Genomic DNA, 16,132 nt, shown 5'->3' with positions numbered 1-16,132 from the left:
GCAGGATCGGCACGCCCAGCGGCTCCGTCAATCCTCCGAAAAGCTGCCCCAGCGCATGGATGCCGCCCGTGGACGCGCCGATGCCCAGACAGGCGAGGGGTTGGGCCGCCTGTTCCATCTCGGCGGGCGGAGCGGGACGGAACGAAACCGGCGGCGCCACGCCACTGAACAGGCGCGATAGCCGCTCGATCAGCGCTTGGGGAAACTGCTCGCCGAAACTGCCGCTGCCCGGCTTGGCGAATATATCGCTCGCGCCCAGCGCAAGCGCCTCAACCCCCGCAGCGCTGCCTTCCTCGCAATTGCCCGACAGGATCACGACCTTCGCCTTCGGACTTGTCCGAAGGATCGCGGGCAGCGCCATAAGGCCGGAAAGACCCGGCAATTCAATGTCGAGCAGCACCAGATCGACGTCATGTTCGCCCAGATAGGCCAGCGCCTGTTCGGCGCTGTTGGTCTTGTGCACGACCGAAAAACCCGGCTCCGCGTTCAATATCCGCTCGATCACCGTCCGCACGACCACAGAGTCATCGACAATCAGGGTGCGGATCACCCCTTCTTCGCTTCGGCTGCTGGCCATGATCGGCACCATGACGGTCATGAAGGGAAACTTTCTCGGGCGAAGGCAGGGAGGAGGAGGAAAGAAGCGGGGCGATCCGCCGGCGTCAGATCACGCCGACGATCGACAGCTTGCTTTCCAGCGTCTCCCGATCAAAGGGTTTCATCACATATTCGTCGGCGCCCGCCTCCACGGCCGCCTTGATATGACTGATGCCGTTTTCGGTGGTGCAGAAGATGACCTTGGGCCGGGTCGGCAGATTGGCGCCGGGCAGGGCCTGTAGAAATTCCATGCCGTTCATCACCGGCATGTTCCAGTCGAGCAGAACGACGTCGGGCGCCGCCGTCTCGCACTGGGTCAGGGCGTCGCGCCCGTCGACCGCCTCGCTGACCGACAGGTCGAGCGATTCCAATATGTGGCGGGCAACCTTGCGTATGACTTTCGAATCATCGACGACCAGACAGTTTTTCATGCAGCTTCCCTTTGTTTTTGCGTCCCGATACGATCCGGATTACCCGGCAAAACCGAGCAATTGGTAAACGCCGGTAAAATAGTTCATGCCGCCTGCGCCAGCACGCCGGCCTCGATGAAGCCGCTGAGGGACACCAGCAGATAGGGCTGTCCCTCATGCTCGACGATGCCGCGGGCATAAGACAGCCATGCCGGGTCGAGTTGCCCCCGCAACGGCAATTCGCCCTCCGGCACCTGGCAGATGTCGTAGACCGCATCGACCATCAGGCCATAGCTATGGCCGCTGATGTCGGCGATGATGGCAAGGCCGCGATCCTCAATGGGCGTCCGCTGCCCCCGTATCAGCGCCGCTACGTCGATGATCGTCAGCACCCGGCTGCGCAGCGCGGACAGGCCTGCGACATGCACGCCCATGCCCGGCACCGGGGATATGTCGGCCAGCTTGACCACGGCCTCGACCTCGCGCGTTTCCACCGCGATCCGCGTGCCTGCCAGTCGTGCGAAGAGATAGAGCTGGTTCATCATGCCTTCCCTGACGCTCTGGACCCGGACACGGCCGCCATCAGCGCGTCCTGATCGTAACGGTAAATGCTGCCGTCCTGCGGGCCGCTGGGCCGGGGCGTGGCACGCAGATGGACGACGCGGCAGCCCAGCATGTCTGACGCCAACATATCGGCGGCCTGCGTCGCGTCGGTGCCGCTGAACAGCACGATGTCGCGCGGGTCCACTGCCGCATCGACGGGCAGACCCAGAACCACCTCATGCCCCGCCTGCCGCAACAGCGGCGCCAATATCTCCCGCGTCCACCCGTCCTCGCCATCCGCCAACAGACAGCGGCCGCGATCCTTTTCCAGGATCGGCTCGTGCGGCAGGGCGGCGAAAAGCGCGAAGGGGTTGATGACCTCCAGATGCTCGCCATCGATGACCGCCACGCCGCTCAACAGGCCGTGCATCGCCACCATGTCCGGCACAGCCGGCATGTCGACGATGTCGAGCACCGCCGCCACCGGGTAGCAGGCCTCCCGCGATCCGTCGCGCAACCGCAGCGCGGCCACCTTGTCCCCCGCAAAGCCGTGATGGTCGTTCGCGACCGGCACCAGCCGCCCGTCCATGCGCACGAAGCCGCGACCACCCGATCGGCCGAAGAGATGCGCGTCGATATCCTCGACCCGTTCGATGAGAGAGAGCTTCAGCAGGCGCCGCTCGCCGGTCAGTTCCTCGAAACGCAGCGCCGAAATCATTTCCACCCGACTCTGCGCGTCTTCGGCCTCGTGTGCCAGCAGCGCGGCCCGGTCATCGACGATATTGGGCAGGCGCGCCGCATTGGCGAGGCCAGCCGCATCCAGCAGCAGCATCGGCTTGCCGTTGTCAGGCAGGGTCATGCCCGCATACACGCCCGTCGCCATCACCAGCGGCGATGCGGGACGGATCACCAGTTCCTCATGGTTGTCGACCGCCGACACGCCCATGGCAAAGGGTACGCCAGTGGCCGAGCGCACGACCATGATCGCGCGCGGGCCGATCTGCGCCGGCTTTTCCATGCCCAGCACATCTTCCAGATCGATCATCGAATGGCGGACTGCGCGGATCGTGGCGATCTTCGCCCCGCCCACTTCGCTGATCTGAAGCGTCTCATTGTTGTCGTGCAGGATTTCGACCACAGCGGCGCGGGGGATCGCGAAATGCAACCCGCCTGCACGAACGATCAGTCCCGGAATGATGGTGAGCGTCAGCGGCACGCGCAGCATGATGGTGACGCCCCGCCCCGGCCGGTTGTCGAGCGCGATGACGCCGCCGATCCGCTCCACATTGGCGCGCACCACGTCCATGCCGACGCCGCGCCCGGAAATTGCCGTGACCTGATTGGCGGTCGACAGCCCGGGATGGAAGATGAGATCGAGCTTCTCCGCCTCGCTCATCCGCGCCGCGGCTTCAGCGGTCAGGCGGCCTGCCGCGACCGCCTTGTCCACCAGCCGCGCCGTGTCGATGCCCTGTCCGTCGTCGGATACTTCTATCACGATCTGATTGCCCGACTGGCGCGCCTCCAGCTTCAGCTTGCCGGTATCCGGTTTCCCCAGCGCGATACGCCTTTCGGGCGTTTCAATGCCGTGATCAATGCTGTTGCGCACGATATGAGTGAGCGGGTCGACGACCATCTCCACCATCTCGCGGTCCATTTCGACATCGCCGCCCTCCAGCGTCAGGTCGATGCGCTTTCCCAGATCCCGGCCCAGATCGCGCACCATGCGGGGGATGGCCGTGAACAGCCGGTCGACGCGCTGCATCCGCGTCTTGGAAATCGCATCGCGCATGTCCGCCACGCAGGTCGACAGCCGTTCGAAGGCGCTTTCCAGTTCGGGATCGCCGGTGCGCTCGCGCAGCTTGCGCGAAAGTTCGTTGCGCGCCAGCACCATGTCCGACACGCCGTTCATCAGCTGATCGATCAGCGACAGCGGCAGGCGGATGGTGCGCGGCGCGGCCTGGCCGGCCGAGGTCCGCGCAACCGCGACCGGCGCGGTTACGCTGTCGGCAGGGGCAGCGGGACCTTCCTCTTCTTCCTTCGCGGTGAGCGCATTGATCAGATAATCGTCATTTTCCTGTGGCAGCGCCGCGCCGATGGCGACGGCCTCGGCCAGTTCGGCAATCCGGTCCATGATGCCCAGCACGGCGCTGACGGTCGCCGGGTCGGCCGTGCGCTTACCCGCGCGGATCTCGGACAACACGTCTTCCGCAGCGTGGCTCAACCGTTCGAACCGGGGCAGGTTCAGGAAGCCGCAGCTCCCCTTCACCGTATGGAAAAAGCGGAAAATCGCATCCAGCCGGTCGCGATCGTCAGGATCGGCTTCCCAGGCGATGACCTCCCCGGCCAGCGCCTCCAGCGTTTCCTGCGTCTCGGATATGAATTCCTGGAGTAACTCGTCCATTCCCGCGCCTCTTGGATAGCGGGCGGACCATGGCGGACCTGTGGTTAAAGGCCCGTTAAAGACAGGAAAAGGGGCGCTGCAACCACCGCCGCAACGCCCCTTTTTTGAATAGCTTAACCCAGATCAGTTCTTTTCGGTCTTTTCCACCGCATCGGCCGCGCGTTCACCGGCTTCGCGGGTTGCGTCAGCCTTGTTCTCCAGCGCGTCCGCAGCATTTTCGGCCGCATTTTCGGCATTGCCGCTCAGATTGTCGGCCATCGCTTCCATATTGTCCGCCTGGTTGTCGATGGCGTCCGCCTGATTCTCATACGCGTTCTCGACCTTGTTTTCCTGCTTGGAATCGCACGCAGCAAGCGCGATCAGGCTGGCAAGGCCAAGGACTGATACGAAGGTTTTCACGGCGTTTTCTCCTGTTGCGCCCCCAATGGGCTGACGTCATTCGGCAAGGGGACCGGATGTCCGGAACCCTGACCGCGATCAACCGGTCGCGCGCAGGATGGTTCCCGCCGCACACTCCTTTCGTCGCGGAAACGATCTATTTTTTGAGGGAATCGCGGATTTCGCGCAGCAGCAGCACGTCTTCGGGCGTGGCAGCAGGCGCATCTTCCGGTTTGGGCATCAGCTTGTTCACCGCTTTCACCAACAGGAAGATGATGAAGGCGAGGATCAGGAAATTGACGAACACGGTCAGAAATTCGCCCCAGCCGAACATGGCGACGCCCGCCGCCTTCAGATCGGCATAGCTTTCCGGATTGCCCTTGAACCCGGCGGGAAGATCACCCAGTCGGATGAAGTAGCGCGAAAAGTCCGCTCCCCCGAAAAGAAAGCCGACGACGGGCATGATCAGGTCCTCGGTCAGCGATTTGGTAATGGTGGCGAAGGCCCCACCGATAATCACGCCGACTGCCAGGTCCATGACATTGCCGCGGTTGATGAAAGTCTTGAATTCGGAAATCAGCCCCATGGCGAACCCCTTGTCCTGATTGCGATAATGACAGCATGAGCCGTTGCGAAGGGTTCGACAACCGCCTATTTCCATCAGCGAAACAAGCCTTGAGGATGTTCCATGACGATCCTGCGCCAATTCCGCCTCCTCCTTTTGCCGATGCTGGGGGCGTTCGCGCTGTCGGCCTGCGGCATCAACAGCGTCCCCGCCGCCGAGGAGGTCGCCAAGGCCAAATGGGCCGACGTTCAGGCGCAATATCAGCGCCGCGCCAACCTGGTCGGCAATCTCGTCGCCACGGTGAAGGCAGCTGGCAAGCAGGAGCAGGACACGCTGGTCAAGGTAACCGAAGCGCGCGCCAAGGCGACATCGGTGCAGGTGAATGCCGAAGACCTGTCCGACCCCGCCAAGGTGCAGCAGTTCCAGCAGGCGCAGGCGCAATTGTCGCAGGGCCTGGGTCGCCTGCTCGCGTCGGTCGAGGCTTATCCGGACCTCAAGACCAACCAGAATTTCCTCGACCTGCAATCGCAGCTGGAGGGAACGGAAAACCGCATCGCCGTTGCCATCCGCGACTATAATGAAGCCGTGCGCGCCTATAATACCCGCATCCGCACCTTCCCCGACGCGATCGGCGCCAAGATCATCCATGGCGCCAAGCCCATGACCCCGTTCCAGGCGACCACGCCCGGCGCGGAAGAAGCGCCGAAGGTCGATTTCGGCAACTGAGCCGATGATGCTTCGCCGCCTGCTCCTGATCCTGTCGCTGCTGGCCTTCATGCCGGTGGCGGCGGGCGCCCAGACCTTCCCCAAGCTGACCGGGCGGGTGGTGGACGATGCCGCCCTGCTCTCCCCTCAACAGAAGCAGGCGCTGACCGACAAGCTCGCCGCGCTGGAAAAGCAGAGCGGGCGGCAATTGGTGGTGGCGACCATCCCCGACCTTCAGGGCTATGATATCTCCGATTATGGCTATCAGCTGGGCCGGGCCTGGGGGATCGGCGACAAGGGGAAGAATGACGGCGCGCTGCTGATCGTCGCGCCCAAGGAGCGCAAGGTGCGGATCGAGGTCGGCTATGGGCTGGAAGGCATCATGACCGATGCGCTTTCCTCCCAGATCATCCGCAACGCCATCACGCCGCATTTCAAGGCGGGCGACATGGCGGGCGGCATCGACGCCGGTGCGGACGCGATCGGCAGGCTGCTGACCCTTCCGCCCGAAGAGGCCAGGGCGCTGGCGGCCAAGGCGGCCGAGCAGGCGCGCAGCGCCTCCGGCGAGGGCGGCGGCTTCATGGTCGTCTTCTGGATGATCGTCGTCTTCATCATCGTCGTCGCCATGCTGTCCGGCCGGGGCAAGGGGCGGCGCTATCGCGGCGGATCGAGTCCCGTCATCATCTGGGGTCCGGGCGATTCCGGCTGGGGCAGCGGCGGATCGGGTTGGGGCAGCGGGTCGAGCTGGGGCGGCGGAGGCGGCGGATTTTCCGGCGGCGGCGGCAGCTTCGGCGGCGGCGGCGCTTCGGGGGACTGGTGATGCGTCTGCACTTCAGCGAAGCCGACCATGATCGCGTGACCGCGGCCGTGGCGGAGGCCGAAAGGGCCACCGACGGCGAGATCGTCACCATCGTCGCCCGCCGCTCGGACGCCTATCATGATGCCGGGCTGCACTGGGCGATCGGCGTGGTGTTCCTTGCGCTTTCGGTCGCGGCGGCCTTTCCGCAGCAATTCCGTGCCCTTTGTTCCTGGCTGCTGCGAAGCTGGGAGCATGAGGTCGAGGACTGGAAGCTGCTGACGGTGCTGCTCGGCCTGCTCATCCTCAAATTTCTGGTGGTGCGCTATGCGCTGGCGTGGATGCCGCTCCGCATCGCGCTGACCCCGAAGGCCACCAAGGCCCGGCGGGTGCGGCGGCGCGCCATCACCCTGTTCCGCGCCGTGGCGCAGGGGCGCACGCGGGGGAAGACGGGCGTACTCATCTACCTGTCGCTCGACGAGCATCGCGCCGAGCTGGTCGCCGACGCCGTCATCAACGAGAAGGTCACGCCCGAAGTCTGGGGCGACGCCATGGCCGCGCTGATCGACGGCGTGCGTGCAGGCCGCGCCGCCGAGGGCATGGCAGAGGCCGTGCGGCAGGTGGGGGTCGTGCTTACCCGCCATTTCCCCGCGACGGGCGACAATCCCAATGAACTGCCCGACAGGTTGATCGAATTATGAGCGAACAGGATATGGCCTCACCCGAAGAAACCATGTGGGAAGGCCGTTTCATCACCGCCAAGCGGCGGGGAAAATGGGAATATGTCGGACGCGCGCGCGGTATCCATGCCGCCGTCATCCTCGCCATCGACGAGGCGGCCGACGGCCGCCATGTGCTGCTGGTCGACCAGTATCGCGTGCCGCTTGGCTGCCGCTGCATCGAACTGCCCGCGGGGCTGGTGGGCGACCATGACGAAGGCGAGGAAGCCATGCTCGCCGCCACCCGCGAACTGGAGGAGGAAACCGGCTATTTCCCCGGCCGGATGGAGGCGCTGGGCGAGTTCTACAGTTCGCCCGGCATGGTGTCGGAAAGCTTCACCCTGTTCCGCGCCCATGATCTTACCAAAACCGGCGAAGGGGGCGGCGTCGACGGGGAGGATATCCGCGTCCATCGCGTGCCGCTGGCCGGGCTGAAGGAGCAGATCGCCATATGGCGGCGGGAAGGCTTTGCCGTCGATGTGAAACTGCTGTTGCTGCTCGGCGCGGCGATCGTCGGCCAGGGGTCGATTTAAGACGCCGCCGCCAAACCGTAACGCCAGCGAAGGCCGCCGGGAGGCACCTGACTCCCGGCGAGGTCTCAGGCCCGATTGCGCACCCTCTCCCGAGATCCCAGCCTTCGCTGGGATGACGGAATGTAGCCAAAACGACCTCACCTCACCCGATACCACCCAGCCACGCGCTCCAGCGCCAGCGTCAGCACCAGCTTGCCTGCACGGCTCGGCCAGCCCAGCGCCCTTTCCGCCGCGACCAGCCCTTCACCCGCACAGGCCACGCGCCACAATATGTCAGCCAGCCCCGGCCCCGCCGCCCGGATCGCGCCGGCGAACCGCTCCCGCGCGGAAAGCTGGGCCAGCGTCGGGTCGGCTTTCCCACCACCCGCCGCACCCTGCGCGGGCGTGGCGTCCCACCGCATCGTTACACGCGCTCCCAGTCCCGCCTTCTCCCAGTCGGCCCGGAGCATGTCGCCTGCGGCATAATGGCGCTCACTCAAATGCCCCCGCGCATGGAGCCAGGCGAGCGGCGATTCGCCCAGATTGACGGTCACCTTGCACGCCTGACCGAAAGGATCTTCAATGACCCGCTCGACATATTGCGTAGACATGAGAAAGCCTCCTGCTCAAAAATCCTCTGGAAGGGCCTTGCCATCAACGCTGCTTTGTAGGAAAGCTAAAAAACCAAATAGGTGAAAACAGGACGCAAGATGATCACCCGCATCCGGGAAGTGCGCAAGGCGAAGGGGTTAACGCTGGAACAGGTTGGCGCGCTTTGCGATCCACCCACTACAGCGCAGACCATCGGCCGTCTGGAAACCGGTACCCGAACCGTATCGGTCAACTGGTTGAATCGCATCGCCCATGCGCTCGGCGTTGCCTCTTCCGAACTGGTCGCACTGCCCGGCCAGAGCGTCGTCCCCGTCGCCGCGCTGCTGGGGCCGGAGGGTGCGCGCGCCCCGACTCGTCCCCTTTCCCTGCCCCCGCCCGCCCCCGCCGACGCCATGGTCGGCGTGCAGGTGTCGGGCAGCATCGGCGATTACCGCAGCGGTGATGAAATCTGGTGCCGCCGTATCCTGCCGGAAGAATTTGCCAGCGTCCTCAACCGCGACCTGCTGTTGCCCCGCCATGCCGGGCGCTTCCTGTTCGGGCGACTGATCGGGCGGGAAGATGACCGGCTGCAGATCCTCCCTCTGGGCAGCGGATCGCGCCAGCAGGTGATAACTGACCCACCTTGGGGCGCTGTCGCCGTTCAGCTGGTAAGACGGCTGTAGCCAAGGCGCGGCCTCATCCTTTACGCTGCATTGACCAAAATGCCCTAGGAAGAGGCTATGACGCTGAACGTCCTGACGCTTTCGACGCTGTTCCCTGACATGAGCCGCCCCAATTTCGGCGTCTTCGTCGAGCGGCAGGCGCGTGAACTGGCGAGCCGGGACGGGGTACGGGTCACGGTGATCGCGCCACTGGGCATCCCGCCCTGGCCGCTTTCCACCGCCAGGCGCTATGCCCCGCTGCGCGCCCTGCCGCGCAAGGAGCGGTGGAAGGACCTGACCGTCTATCGCCCGACCTTCCCGATCATCCCCAAATTCGGCGGGCGGATGAACGTCCACAGCATGACCCGCGCGATCCTGCCGCTGGTCAGGCATCTCCACGCGCAGCAACCCTTCGACGTGATCGACGCCAGCTTCTTCTTCCCCGACGGGCCGGTGGCGCAGCGCCTGTCCCGCGCGCTGGGCATCCCCTATTCGGTGAAGGCGCGGGGCGCCGACATCCATTATTGGGGCACGCGCAGCGGCACCCGCAACATGGTAAAGCGCGCCGCCCACGGCGCGGCGGGCCTGCTCGCCGTATCGGATGCGATGCGCCGGTCGATGGCGCGCATGGGCATCGATGCGGACAAGATCCGCGTCCATTATACCGGCGTCGACCTCGACCGTTTCGAAGTGGCCGATCGGGCGGCGGCGAAGGAAGCGCTGGGCTTCGAAGGGCCGGTGGTGCTCTGCGTCGGCGCTCTGATCCCGCGCAAGGGGCAGGAACTGCTGGTGCGGGCGCTGCCGCAATTGCCCGCCGTCACGCTGCTGTTCGCCGGACAGGGGCAATATCGCCGCAATCTGGAAAATCTCGCGGCCGAACTGGACGTCGATCGCCGCATCGGTTTCCTGGGGTCCGTGCCGCACGACCGGCTGCCGCGCATCTATGCCGCCGCCGACGTCATGGCGCTGCCCTCCTCTTCCGAAGGTCTTGCCAATGCCTGGGTCGAGGCGCTGGCCTGCGGCACCCCGATCGTCATCAGCGACGTGGGCGGCGCCCGCGAGTTGCTCGACCGTCCGGAAGCCGGGCAGATCGTCGAGCGCGAACCCGATGCGATTGCCGCGGCCATCAACGCCATTCTCTACAACCCGCCCGATCGCGACGCCGTGCGCGAAACCGCCCGCCGCTTCACCTGGAGCGCCAATGGCGACGCGCTGGTGGAGCATTTGCGCGCTGTCGCCGGTCAGCTTTCCTGATCCCAACTGGGAACCAGCCGCGCCTTGCCATCGGGGGTGGAAAAGCGCCCCTCGTCGAACGGCACCTCGCCCCAGCGCCACGGCGTCAGTTCCTCATAGGCCGGGTTGGAGATCGGCGCATGCCGCTTCAGGTTGAGCAGCCGCGCACCCTGATTGCAATAGGCGGTCAACCGCACATGCTCGCGATAAATGTCGGCGGGCCGTTCATAGTGAAAAGCGTCGCGCCAGCCCATGGCGCGGGCGAGCCGGGTCATGATCCACCAGTCGGGCTTCGCTTCCCCCGGCAGGGGAAAGAGCCGCCGCTGCCGGCTGATCAGCCGGTCGGCGCCCGTCAACGTGCCGTCCTTTTCGACCCAGAGCGGCGAAGGCAGCGCGATCGTGCGCGGCCCCGATGCTTCCGCTTCGGTCCATGGCGTGGTGAGGATGGCGAGCGGCACCTGCTCCAGCAGAGCGCGGATGGAATGCGAGGCTGAGGGCAGGCCGCCTAAGACCAGCAGCGCCCTGACCTGCCCCGCCGTCACCGCCTCGGCCAGCGCCGCGTCCGACAGCCCCGGCCGATCGGCTATCGCCGTCGCACCCCAGAAGCGACCGACCTCCGCCAGAGAGTCGACCGAAAAATCGCGATGCGCCGCCAGTTCGCCCGCCCAGCACCCGACCTCCCGCCCACCCATGCCATTGGCGGCGCCGGTGACCGCGAAGGGCGCCGCGCCGGGCCGCCCGATCCGTCCGGTGGCGAGATGCAGGTTCAGGACGGCCGCCGACAGCCGCCGTGCTGCCGCGCCCGCCCCAGCCGGGCTGAACAGCGTGACCATCCGGGGCACGCCCGCGACCGCCTCGTAAAAGCCGCGCACCTCTCCCGGTCCCAGCCCACAGGCCCGCGCCACCGACCAGAGATCATGCCCTTTCCGCAACGCCGTCCAGAAGCCATCCGGCACGGTCAGCCGATTTGCCGGAAAACCCGCATCCACCGCACCGCTGTCATGACAGTGCAGCAGCAATCCGGCGAGCAGCACCGCCTCGCTCCCCGGCGTAACATTCAGACGCAGATCGGCCTCCACATCCTGCCCGTCATCGCCCGGAGCGATCAGGATCATCGGCGTCCCCCGCTCCGCCCGGATCGCCTCTATCCGGTCATGCAGCACCGGATGACGGCGGGCCGTCGATCCGCCGACAAGCAACAGCAGGTCCGCCTGACCCAGATCCTCATAGGCGGCGGGCATCACATCCTCGCCAAAGGCCGCCCGCTGCGCCGCCGCCATCCCCCCCGCTCCGGCAAACGGCGCGTCGATGTTCGCCGAACCGACAAAGCCCTTCATCAGCTTGTTGGCGACATAATAATCCTCGGTCAGCAGCCCGCCCGGCACATGCAGCGCCACGCTGGCCGGGCCATGGCGGGCGATGATATCCCCCAGCCGCCGGGCCGCCTGCCCGATGGCCCGATCCCATCCGGCCGGACGCCCGCCGATCGTCGGCCGCAACAGGCGGCCTTCCAACGGCAGCATGTCCACCAGCGCATGGCTCCTCTCGCAGAGCAACCCGCCATTGGCCGGATGCACCGGATCGCCCGCGATCGTGACCTCGCGCGCCTCGCCGGTCACGGCGCGAATGCCGCAGCCCACGCCGCATTGGCCGCAAAGCGAACGGGTCACCGGCACGGCGCGATCAGGCCACGAAAGAAAAGTTCATCACCGTCGCCGTCTAGCCGAGGAGCGGCCAAGACAAAAGACCGGCAAGCTGGCACAAGCAGCGCATGATGAACGCGATTCTCCGCACGGCCGCGCTGTTCGCTCTGTTTCTTCATATATCGACTGCGCCGGCAATGGCCCAGCAGCGCGGTCCGCTGGTGCTCGCCGCGGCCAGCATGCAGGAGGCGATGAACGCCGCTGCCGACGCCTGGGCAGCGCAGCGCCATGCCCGGCCGGTGCTCTCCTTCGCGGCCTCTTCCGCGCTCGCCCGCCAGATCCGCAGCGGCGCGCCTGCGGACCTGTTCGTTTCGGCCGATGAGAACTGGATGGATGACATCAGCCGAGCGGGCCTTATCCAGCGCGGCACCCGCGCCGATATCGCGGGCAACAGGCTCGTCCTGATCGCGCCTGTGCGGATGCCGCTGCGGCTGCGCATCACCCGCGCCATGCCGCTGGCCAGGGCGCTGGGCGCTTCGCGCCTCGCCATGGCCAATCCCGACAGCGTGCCTGCGGGCAAATATGGCAAGGCGGCGTTGATGACGCTCGGCGTCTGGCCATCGGTCACGAAACGGCTGGCGCTGGGCGACAATGTCCGATCCGCCATGGCGCTGGTCGAGCGCGGCGAAGCGCGGCTGGGGATCGTCTATGCGACCGACGCCCGCGCCTCGCGGAATGTCATGGTGGCGGGCATTTTCCCGGCGGACAGCCATCCGCCGGTCCGCTACCCGCTGGCGCGGCTGGCCAACAGCCGAAACCCCGAAGCGGAGGGCTTCCGCCGCTTTCTGCTGTCGCGGGCCGGGCAGACGATCTTCGCCCGCTTCGGCTTCAGCAAGCCCTGAATGAGACTATTTCTGACACGCCACGATCGCATCGATGACCGACAGCGTTTCCTGCGGATCACGGACTCTTACCGTGTCCAGCCCCAGCTGTTTCGCCGGATAGTCGTTGCCGCCGGGGAAGATCGCGTCGCCGATGAACATCATCGCATCGAGCGCGATTCCGCTCGCGTCGCGCAGCTTCTTCAACCCATAGGCCTTGTCGACGCCCTCCCGCGTGATGTCGATGGAGGTCGCGCCGCCCATGTTGATCGACAGGCCGGGCAGCCGGTCGCGCAGGTCCGCCTGAATGATCCTGCGCTTGGCGAAGTCCGGGTCCCACACTTCCTTGGCATGGATCGGCGCCTGCTGACCCAGCGCGGAAAAGGTGATCTGACTGCCCCGATCCTCGATCCGCTCGCCCCACACCTCTTCCGGCACGAAGCCGGTGGCTTCGAGCGAAGCGTCGAACGCCTCGAAAATCGCCCGCTTCTGCGCCTCGTCGAACAGTTCGGCATAGACCGGCGCCCATGCCCCGTCGCGATGCGTGTAGAGCTTCGTCCCCGTCGTCGGCATCAGCCAGAGGCGCGACACATCGGCCCGTCCGGGCAGACGGCTCGCCACCTGCCTGTCGAACTGCGGCCAGTCGCCGCCCGAAATCACCGCGACATGCGCCACGCGCAGCAGGTCGGCCAGCGCCTCGCCCATGGCCTCGCCCAGCGGCTGCTTGCTCTCCGCCAGCGTTCCATCAAGGTCGAAGGCAATCAATTCTTTCATGCGAATGGCTCCGTGCAGCGTGACCGTGCGGCTTTGCCTTGCGCCGCGTTGCGATGCAACGCCCATGACAGGGGCTGGCGTTTGTCTACAAGCTGTCGGAAAGAGGCGGCATGATCCTGTCTGCGGAAGAATGGGGCATCGTCCTGCTATCCTTGCAGGTCAGCCTGGTGGCGGTCGGCCTGATGCTGCCTGCCGCCTTTGCCCTGGCCTGGCTGCTCGCCCGCTTCCGTTTTCCCGGCAAGCTGTTCGTCGATGCGCTGGTGCATCTGCCGCTGGTTGTGCCGCCGGTGGTGACCGGATGGCTGCTGCTGTTGCTGTTCGGCGCCAATGGCCCGATCGGCAGGCTGCTGGAACAGGCGCTGGGCGTCAGCTTCATGTTCCGCTGGACCGGCGCAGCGCTGGCCTCCGCGATCATGGCGATGCCGCTGATGGTGCGCGCCATGCGCCTGTCGATCGAAGGCATAGACCGGCGGCTCGAAAGTGCTGCCGAAACGCTCGGCGCCGGGCGCTGGCGGGTATTCTTCACCATCTCCCTCCCGCTTGCCCTGCCGGGCGTGCTGGCGGGGCTGGTGCTGGGCTTTGCCCGTTCCATCGGCGAATTCGGCGCGACCATCACCTTCGTTTCCGACGTGCCGGGGGAAACCCGCACGCTGCCGATCGCCATCTATTCCGCGCTGCAACTGCCCGGCGCGGAGGCGGCGGTGACGCGGCTCGCCGTCATTTCGATCCTGCTGTCGCTGGGCGCTCTGCTGGCGTCGGAAGCGCTGGCGCGCCGTGCCGGCGGCGGAAGGACCAACCATGTCCTTTGAAATCACCATCGACCATCGCATCGGCGATCGCCAAATCCGGCTGGACTGCCGCACCCGGCCGGGCCTCGTCGCCCTTTTCGGTCCGTCCGGCGCGGGCAAGACCAGCATTCTCAACATGGTCGCGGGCATCATGACGCCCGACCGGGGCCGCATAACGGCAGCGGGCGAAACGCTGTTCGACAGCGAGGCGGCCATCAATATCCCACCCGCCCGTCGCAAGGCCGGCTATGTCTTTCAGGACGGACGGCTCTTTCCGCATATGCGGGTGCAGGCAAACCTGCTCTACGGACGCCATGCAGGGGCGCCGATGTCTTTCGAAGCCGTGCTGCAATTTCTGGGCATCGGCCATCTCCTTGACCGCTGGCCCGTCACGCTTTCGGGGGGCGAGGCGCAGCGCGTGGCGATCGGCCGGGCGCTGCTGTCGGGGCCGCGCTTCCTGCTGCTGGACGAGCCACTCTCCTCGCTCGACCCGGCACGACGGGAGGAAATCCTGCCGGTGATCGAGCGGCTGAAGCGTGAACTCGCCATGCCGATCCTTTATGTCAGCCACGACCGCGCCGAAGTCGACCGGCTCGCCGATCAGATCATCGCCTTATGACAGGGTCGGCTTGGGAAAGGGACGGCAGGCCCGCTTCCGCCAGCGCACGGTTGAGATAGCGCATGAAAGCCTTCTGCCTGATGCGCGCCCGCGCCCGCAGCCAGGCCAGCGCCACCACGGCGCGCCACTGCGGCACGAGCTGCACCCCCTCGCCCGCCATGCGGGAATAGCTGGCGACATAGCGTCGCGCTGCCCAGTCCCGCGCGATGTTGGTCAGCCCGTCCTGCGGCCCCTCGCCGAAGCGCAGCAGCATTTCGGCGCGTAAGAGGTCTGGCGTGACCGCTCCCCGCGCCGCCTTCGACCAGTCGATAGCGACCAGCCCCGCAGGCGAAAGAAGGACGTTCCGGATATGGAAATCGCCATGCAGCAGCCGATCGCCCTCAGGCAGCCGGTCCAGAAGGTCGAGCGCCGCATCCTGCAAGGCGCCAGCCGCCGGGCCATGGAGAATATCCGTACGCAGCACCTGCCTGAGCGAACGCAGACCCGGCGCGGCGCAGGCGTTGATCTGCCGGTGCAGCAACGCCATGTCGCGCAACCGCGATCCGGAATGCAGCGGCCGCAAGCGCATGTCCCGCATCAGCGTCTGCCCCGCCACCTCCGGAAAGAGGATGGCCCGCCCCTTTGGCATGTCCCGCCGTTCCAGCGGTCGGGCAACAGGCAACCCCGCCTCCGCCGCCAGCGTGGCCGCGGCGAATTCGCGCGCGATCATCTCTTCCGAGACGGCACTGTGGAAGATCTTGGCAATGCGGCCTCCAGAGAGCCGATAGACGCTCGAACTGACGCCGGCTGCAATCCGCACCGGCACAGCCTCCTCATCCGGCATGACGGGGACAGGCCTCAGCGAAATGCCGTGCGCGCCCGGTCGCGGTCATGCACAAGACGCGGCTCCTTCGAGGGCGAGCGGGCAGGCGGCTTGCGCGTCAGGCGCTCGACCGCATTCCTGACCAGCATCTCCAGCCCTTCCTCGCTGAGCAGGCCGCCCCGGATCAGGCAACGGTCGATCAGCACCCGCCGGAAGGCTGAATAGAGCGCCGCATCGGGGGCGCCTGGCGCCGACCAGAATTCGTCCAGCGACCTTTTATGCACCACGCCGGGCACCTTGTAGACCGCATGGCCCAGCACGACGACGGGCTTGCCCGCGTTCAGCGCCAGCGTTCCGACCGTGCTGTTGACCGTCACCACGCCCAGTGACCTGTTCACCACTTCGGATATGTCCCAGTCGGCAAGGTAGAAAACCCGGTCGGAGACGCCATAATGCGCCGCCAGCCGCCGGGTCAGCCGCCCCCAGGCCACCAGACCCGGATCGAGCGGATGC

At 66.2% G+C, this 16,132-nt stretch carries 19 protein-coding genes and 1 pseudogene; 9 read left to right on the top strand and 11 right to left on the bottom strand.

The window, feature by feature from the left end; all coding sequences use genetic code 11:
• From ACFC3J_RS18155 to mscL, 6 genes are all read right to left on the bottom strand, one after another.
• Positions 1 to 598, bottom strand: a 598-nt coding sequence (locus tag ACFC3J_RS18155) for a response regulator (protein ID WP_375197479.1), incomplete at its 3' end; no start/stop codon positions are given.
• Between the two features lie 64 nt (positions 599 to 662).
• Positions 663 to 1,028, bottom strand: a complete 366-nt coding sequence (locus tag ACFC3J_RS18150; protein ID WP_375197478.1) for a response regulator — start codon at positions 1,026 to 1,028, stop codon at positions 663 to 665.
• Between the two features lie 83 nt (positions 1,029 to 1,111).
• Positions 1,112 to 1,549 (bottom strand): chemotaxis protein CheW, encoded by a 438-nt coding sequence (locus tag ACFC3J_RS18145; protein ID WP_375197481.1) that lies wholly within the window; start codon positions 1,547 to 1,549, stop codon positions 1,112 to 1,114.
• Complete coding sequence (locus ACFC3J_RS18140) at positions 1,549 to 3,951, bottom strand: chemotaxis protein CheA (RefSeq protein WP_375197477.1); 2,403 nt, start codon at positions 3,949 to 3,951, stop codon at positions 1,549 to 1,551. Before ACFC3J_RS18140 ends, ACFC3J_RS18145 begins: the two co-directional genes overlap by 1 nt.
• 123 nt (positions 3,952 to 4,074) lie before the next feature.
• Entirely contained in the window at positions 4,075 to 4,350 is a 276-nt protein-coding gene (locus ACFC3J_RS18135; RefSeq protein ID WP_375197476.1) for a hypothetical protein, read from the bottom strand.
• A gap of 136 nt (positions 4,351 to 4,486) precedes the next feature.
• Positions 4,487 to 4,915 (bottom strand): large conductance mechanosensitive channel protein MscL, encoded by a 429-nt coding sequence (gene mscL / locus ACFC3J_RS18130; RefSeq protein WP_375197475.1) that lies wholly within the window; start codon positions 4,913 to 4,915, stop codon positions 4,487 to 4,489.
• 102 nt (positions 4,916 to 5,017) lie between these two features.
• Here mscL and ACFC3J_RS18125 point away from each other — a divergent pair, with 102 nt between their 5' ends.
• From ACFC3J_RS18125 to ACFC3J_RS18110, 4 genes are read left to right on the top strand one after another with little or no spacing between them, the layout of a single operon-like run.
• On the top strand, positions 5,018 to 5,620 hold the full coding sequence (locus ACFC3J_RS18125) for a LemA family protein (protein ID WP_375197474.1): 603 nt from the start codon (positions 5,018 to 5,020) through the stop codon (positions 5,618 to 5,620).
• Positions 5,621 to 5,627: 7 nt separating this feature from the next.
• Complete coding sequence (locus ACFC3J_RS18120; RefSeq protein ID WP_375197480.1) at positions 5,628 to 6,419, top strand: TPM domain-containing protein; 792 nt, start codon at positions 5,628 to 5,630, stop codon at positions 6,417 to 6,419.
• Positions 6,419 to 7,096: a TPM domain-containing protein gene (locus ACFC3J_RS18115; RefSeq protein ID WP_375197473.1), complete on the top strand. Its 678-nt coding sequence runs from the start codon at positions 6,419 to 6,421 to the stop codon at positions 7,094 to 7,096. The genes ACFC3J_RS18120 and ACFC3J_RS18115 overlap by 1 nt, the downstream gene beginning before the upstream one ends.
• A complete protein-coding gene (locus ACFC3J_RS18110; protein ID WP_375197472.1) occupies positions 7,093 to 7,647 on the top strand; it encodes an NUDIX hydrolase in 555 nt (184 codons plus the stop codon). The genes ACFC3J_RS18115 and ACFC3J_RS18110 overlap by 4 nt, the downstream gene beginning before the upstream one ends.
• A gap of 137 nt (positions 7,648 to 7,784) precedes the next feature.
• Here ACFC3J_RS18110 and ACFC3J_RS18105 read toward each other — a convergent pair whose 3' ends face one another.
• Positions 7,785 to 8,237, bottom strand: coding sequence for a DUF6456 domain-containing protein (locus ACFC3J_RS18105; RefSeq protein ID WP_375197471.1), 453 nt, complete (start codon positions 8,235 to 8,237; stop codon positions 7,785 to 7,787).
• A 99-nt stretch (positions 8,238 to 8,336) separates the two neighbouring features.
• Between ACFC3J_RS18105 and ACFC3J_RS18100 the strand changes: the two genes are divergently transcribed.
• Complete coding sequence (locus tag ACFC3J_RS18100; protein WP_375197470.1) at positions 8,337 to 8,900, top strand: helix-turn-helix domain-containing protein; 564 nt, start codon at positions 8,337 to 8,339, stop codon at positions 8,898 to 8,900.
• Positions 8,901 to 8,957: 57 nt separating this feature from the next.
• Complete coding sequence (locus ACFC3J_RS18095; RefSeq protein WP_375197469.1) at positions 8,958 to 10,133, top strand: glycosyltransferase; 1,176 nt, start codon at positions 8,958 to 8,960, stop codon at positions 10,131 to 10,133.
• On the opposite strand, the gene ACFC3J_RS18090 is transcribed toward ACFC3J_RS18095, so the two are convergent.
• Positions 10,121 to 11,788, bottom strand: coding sequence for a molybdopterin oxidoreductase family protein (locus ACFC3J_RS18090; protein ID WP_375197468.1), 1,668 nt, complete (start codon positions 11,786 to 11,788; stop codon positions 10,121 to 10,123). The two genes, ACFC3J_RS18095 and ACFC3J_RS18090, sit on opposite strands and share 13 nt — an antisense overlap.
• Before the next feature lie 95 nt (positions 11,789 to 11,883).
• On the opposite strand from ACFC3J_RS18090, the gene modA reads away from it, so the two are divergent.
• Positions 11,884 to 12,657 (top strand): molybdate ABC transporter substrate-binding protein, encoded by a 774-nt coding sequence (gene modA, locus ACFC3J_RS18085; RefSeq protein WP_375197467.1) that lies wholly within the window; start codon positions 11,884 to 11,886, stop codon positions 12,655 to 12,657.
• Between the two features lie 6 nt (positions 12,658 to 12,663).
• On the opposite strand, the gene ACFC3J_RS18080 is transcribed toward modA, so the two are convergent.
• Positions 12,664 to 13,410 carry an HAD-IIB family hydrolase gene (locus ACFC3J_RS18080; RefSeq protein WP_375197466.1) on the bottom strand — a complete coding sequence of 249 codons (747 nt, stop codon included), beginning with the start codon at positions 13,408 to 13,410 and terminating at the stop codon, positions 12,664 to 12,666.
• A 110-nt stretch (positions 13,411 to 13,520) separates the two neighbouring features.
• On the opposite strand from ACFC3J_RS18080, the gene modB reads away from it, so the two are divergent.
• Positions 13,521 to 14,219: a molybdate ABC transporter permease subunit gene (gene modB / locus ACFC3J_RS18075; RefSeq protein ID WP_375197465.1), complete on the top strand. Its 699-nt coding sequence runs from the start codon at positions 13,521 to 13,523 to the stop codon at positions 14,217 to 14,219.
• Entirely contained in the window at positions 14,209 to 14,817 is a 609-nt protein-coding gene (locus ACFC3J_RS18070; RefSeq protein WP_375197464.1) for an ATP-binding cassette domain-containing protein, read from the top strand. The genes modB and ACFC3J_RS18070 overlap by 11 nt, the downstream gene beginning before the upstream one ends.
• Here ACFC3J_RS18070 and ACFC3J_RS18065 read toward each other — a convergent pair.
• A complete protein-coding gene (locus ACFC3J_RS18065; RefSeq protein ID WP_375197463.1) occupies positions 14,804 to 15,616 on the bottom strand; it encodes a phosphotransferase in 813 nt (270 codons plus the stop codon). The genes ACFC3J_RS18070 and ACFC3J_RS18065 overlap by 14 nt on opposite strands.
• A gap of 38 nt (positions 15,617 to 15,654) precedes the next feature.
• Positions 15,655 to 16,132: pseudogene (locus ACFC3J_RS18060) on the bottom strand (capsular biosynthesis protein); the annotation flags it as partial.

Origin of the sequence: Sphingobium sp. (assembly GCF_041987595.1) — a bacterium.
Lineage (GTDB): Bacteria > Pseudomonadota > Alphaproteobacteria > Sphingomonadales > Sphingomonadaceae > Sphingobium.
The sequence above is the reverse complement of the archived record's forward strand: the minus strand, read 5'-3'. Positions and strand labels throughout refer to the sequence as shown.

What these genes read in the sequence shown, in the direction of transcription:
- mscL (WP_375197475.1), bottom strand. Translation starts at nt 4,915, where the DNA reads ATGGGGCTGATTTCCGAATTCAAGACTTTCATCAACCGCGGCAATGTC.
- ACFC3J_RS18105 (WP_375197471.1), bottom strand. Translation starts at nt 8,237, where the DNA reads ATGTCTACGCAATATGTCGAGCGGGTCATTGAAGATCCTTTCGGTCAG.
- ACFC3J_RS18095 (WP_375197469.1), top strand. Translation starts at nt 8,958, where the DNA reads ATGACGCTGAACGTCCTGACGCTTTCGACGCTGTTCCCTGACATGAGC.
- ACFC3J_RS18140 (WP_375197477.1), bottom strand. Translation starts at nt 3,951, where the DNA reads ATGGACGAGTTACTCCAGGAATTCATATCCGAGACGCAGGAAACGCTG.
- ACFC3J_RS18100 (WP_375197470.1), top strand. Translation starts at nt 8,337, where the DNA reads ATGATCACCCGCATCCGGGAAGTGCGCAAGGCGAAGGGGTTAACGCTG.
- ACFC3J_RS18070 (WP_375197464.1), top strand. Translation starts at nt 14,209, where the DNA reads ATGTCCTTTGAAATCACCATCGACCATCGCATCGGCGATCGCCAAATC.
- ACFC3J_RS18150 (WP_375197478.1), bottom strand. Translation starts at nt 1,028, where the DNA reads ATGAAAAACTGTCTGGTCGTCGATGATTCGAAAGTCATACGCAAGGTT.
- modA (WP_375197467.1), top strand. Translation starts at nt 11,884, where the DNA reads ATGATGAACGCGATTCTCCGCACGGCCGCGCTGTTCGCTCTGTTTCTT.
- ACFC3J_RS18125 (WP_375197474.1), top strand. Translation starts at nt 5,018, where the DNA reads ATGACGATCCTGCGCCAATTCCGCCTCCTCCTTTTGCCGATGCTGGGG.
- ACFC3J_RS18080 (WP_375197466.1), bottom strand. Translation starts at nt 13,410, where the DNA reads ATGAAAGAATTGATTGCCTTCGACCTTGATGGAACGCTGGCGGAGAGC.
- modB (WP_375197465.1), top strand. Translation starts at nt 13,521, where the DNA reads ATGATCCTGTCTGCGGAAGAATGGGGCATCGTCCTGCTATCCTTGCAG.
- ACFC3J_RS18145 (WP_375197481.1), bottom strand. Translation starts at nt 1,549, where the DNA reads ATGAACCAGCTCTATCTCTTCGCACGACTGGCAGGCACGCGGATCGCG.
- ACFC3J_RS18120 (WP_375197480.1), top strand. Translation starts at nt 5,628, where the DNA reads ATGCTTCGCCGCCTGCTCCTGATCCTGTCGCTGCTGGCCTTCATGCCG.
- ACFC3J_RS18110 (WP_375197472.1), top strand. Translation starts at nt 7,093, where the DNA reads ATGAGCGAACAGGATATGGCCTCACCCGAAGAAACCATGTGGGAAGGC.
- ACFC3J_RS18115 (WP_375197473.1), top strand. Translation starts at nt 6,419, where the DNA reads ATGCGTCTGCACTTCAGCGAAGCCGACCATGATCGCGTGACCGCGGCC.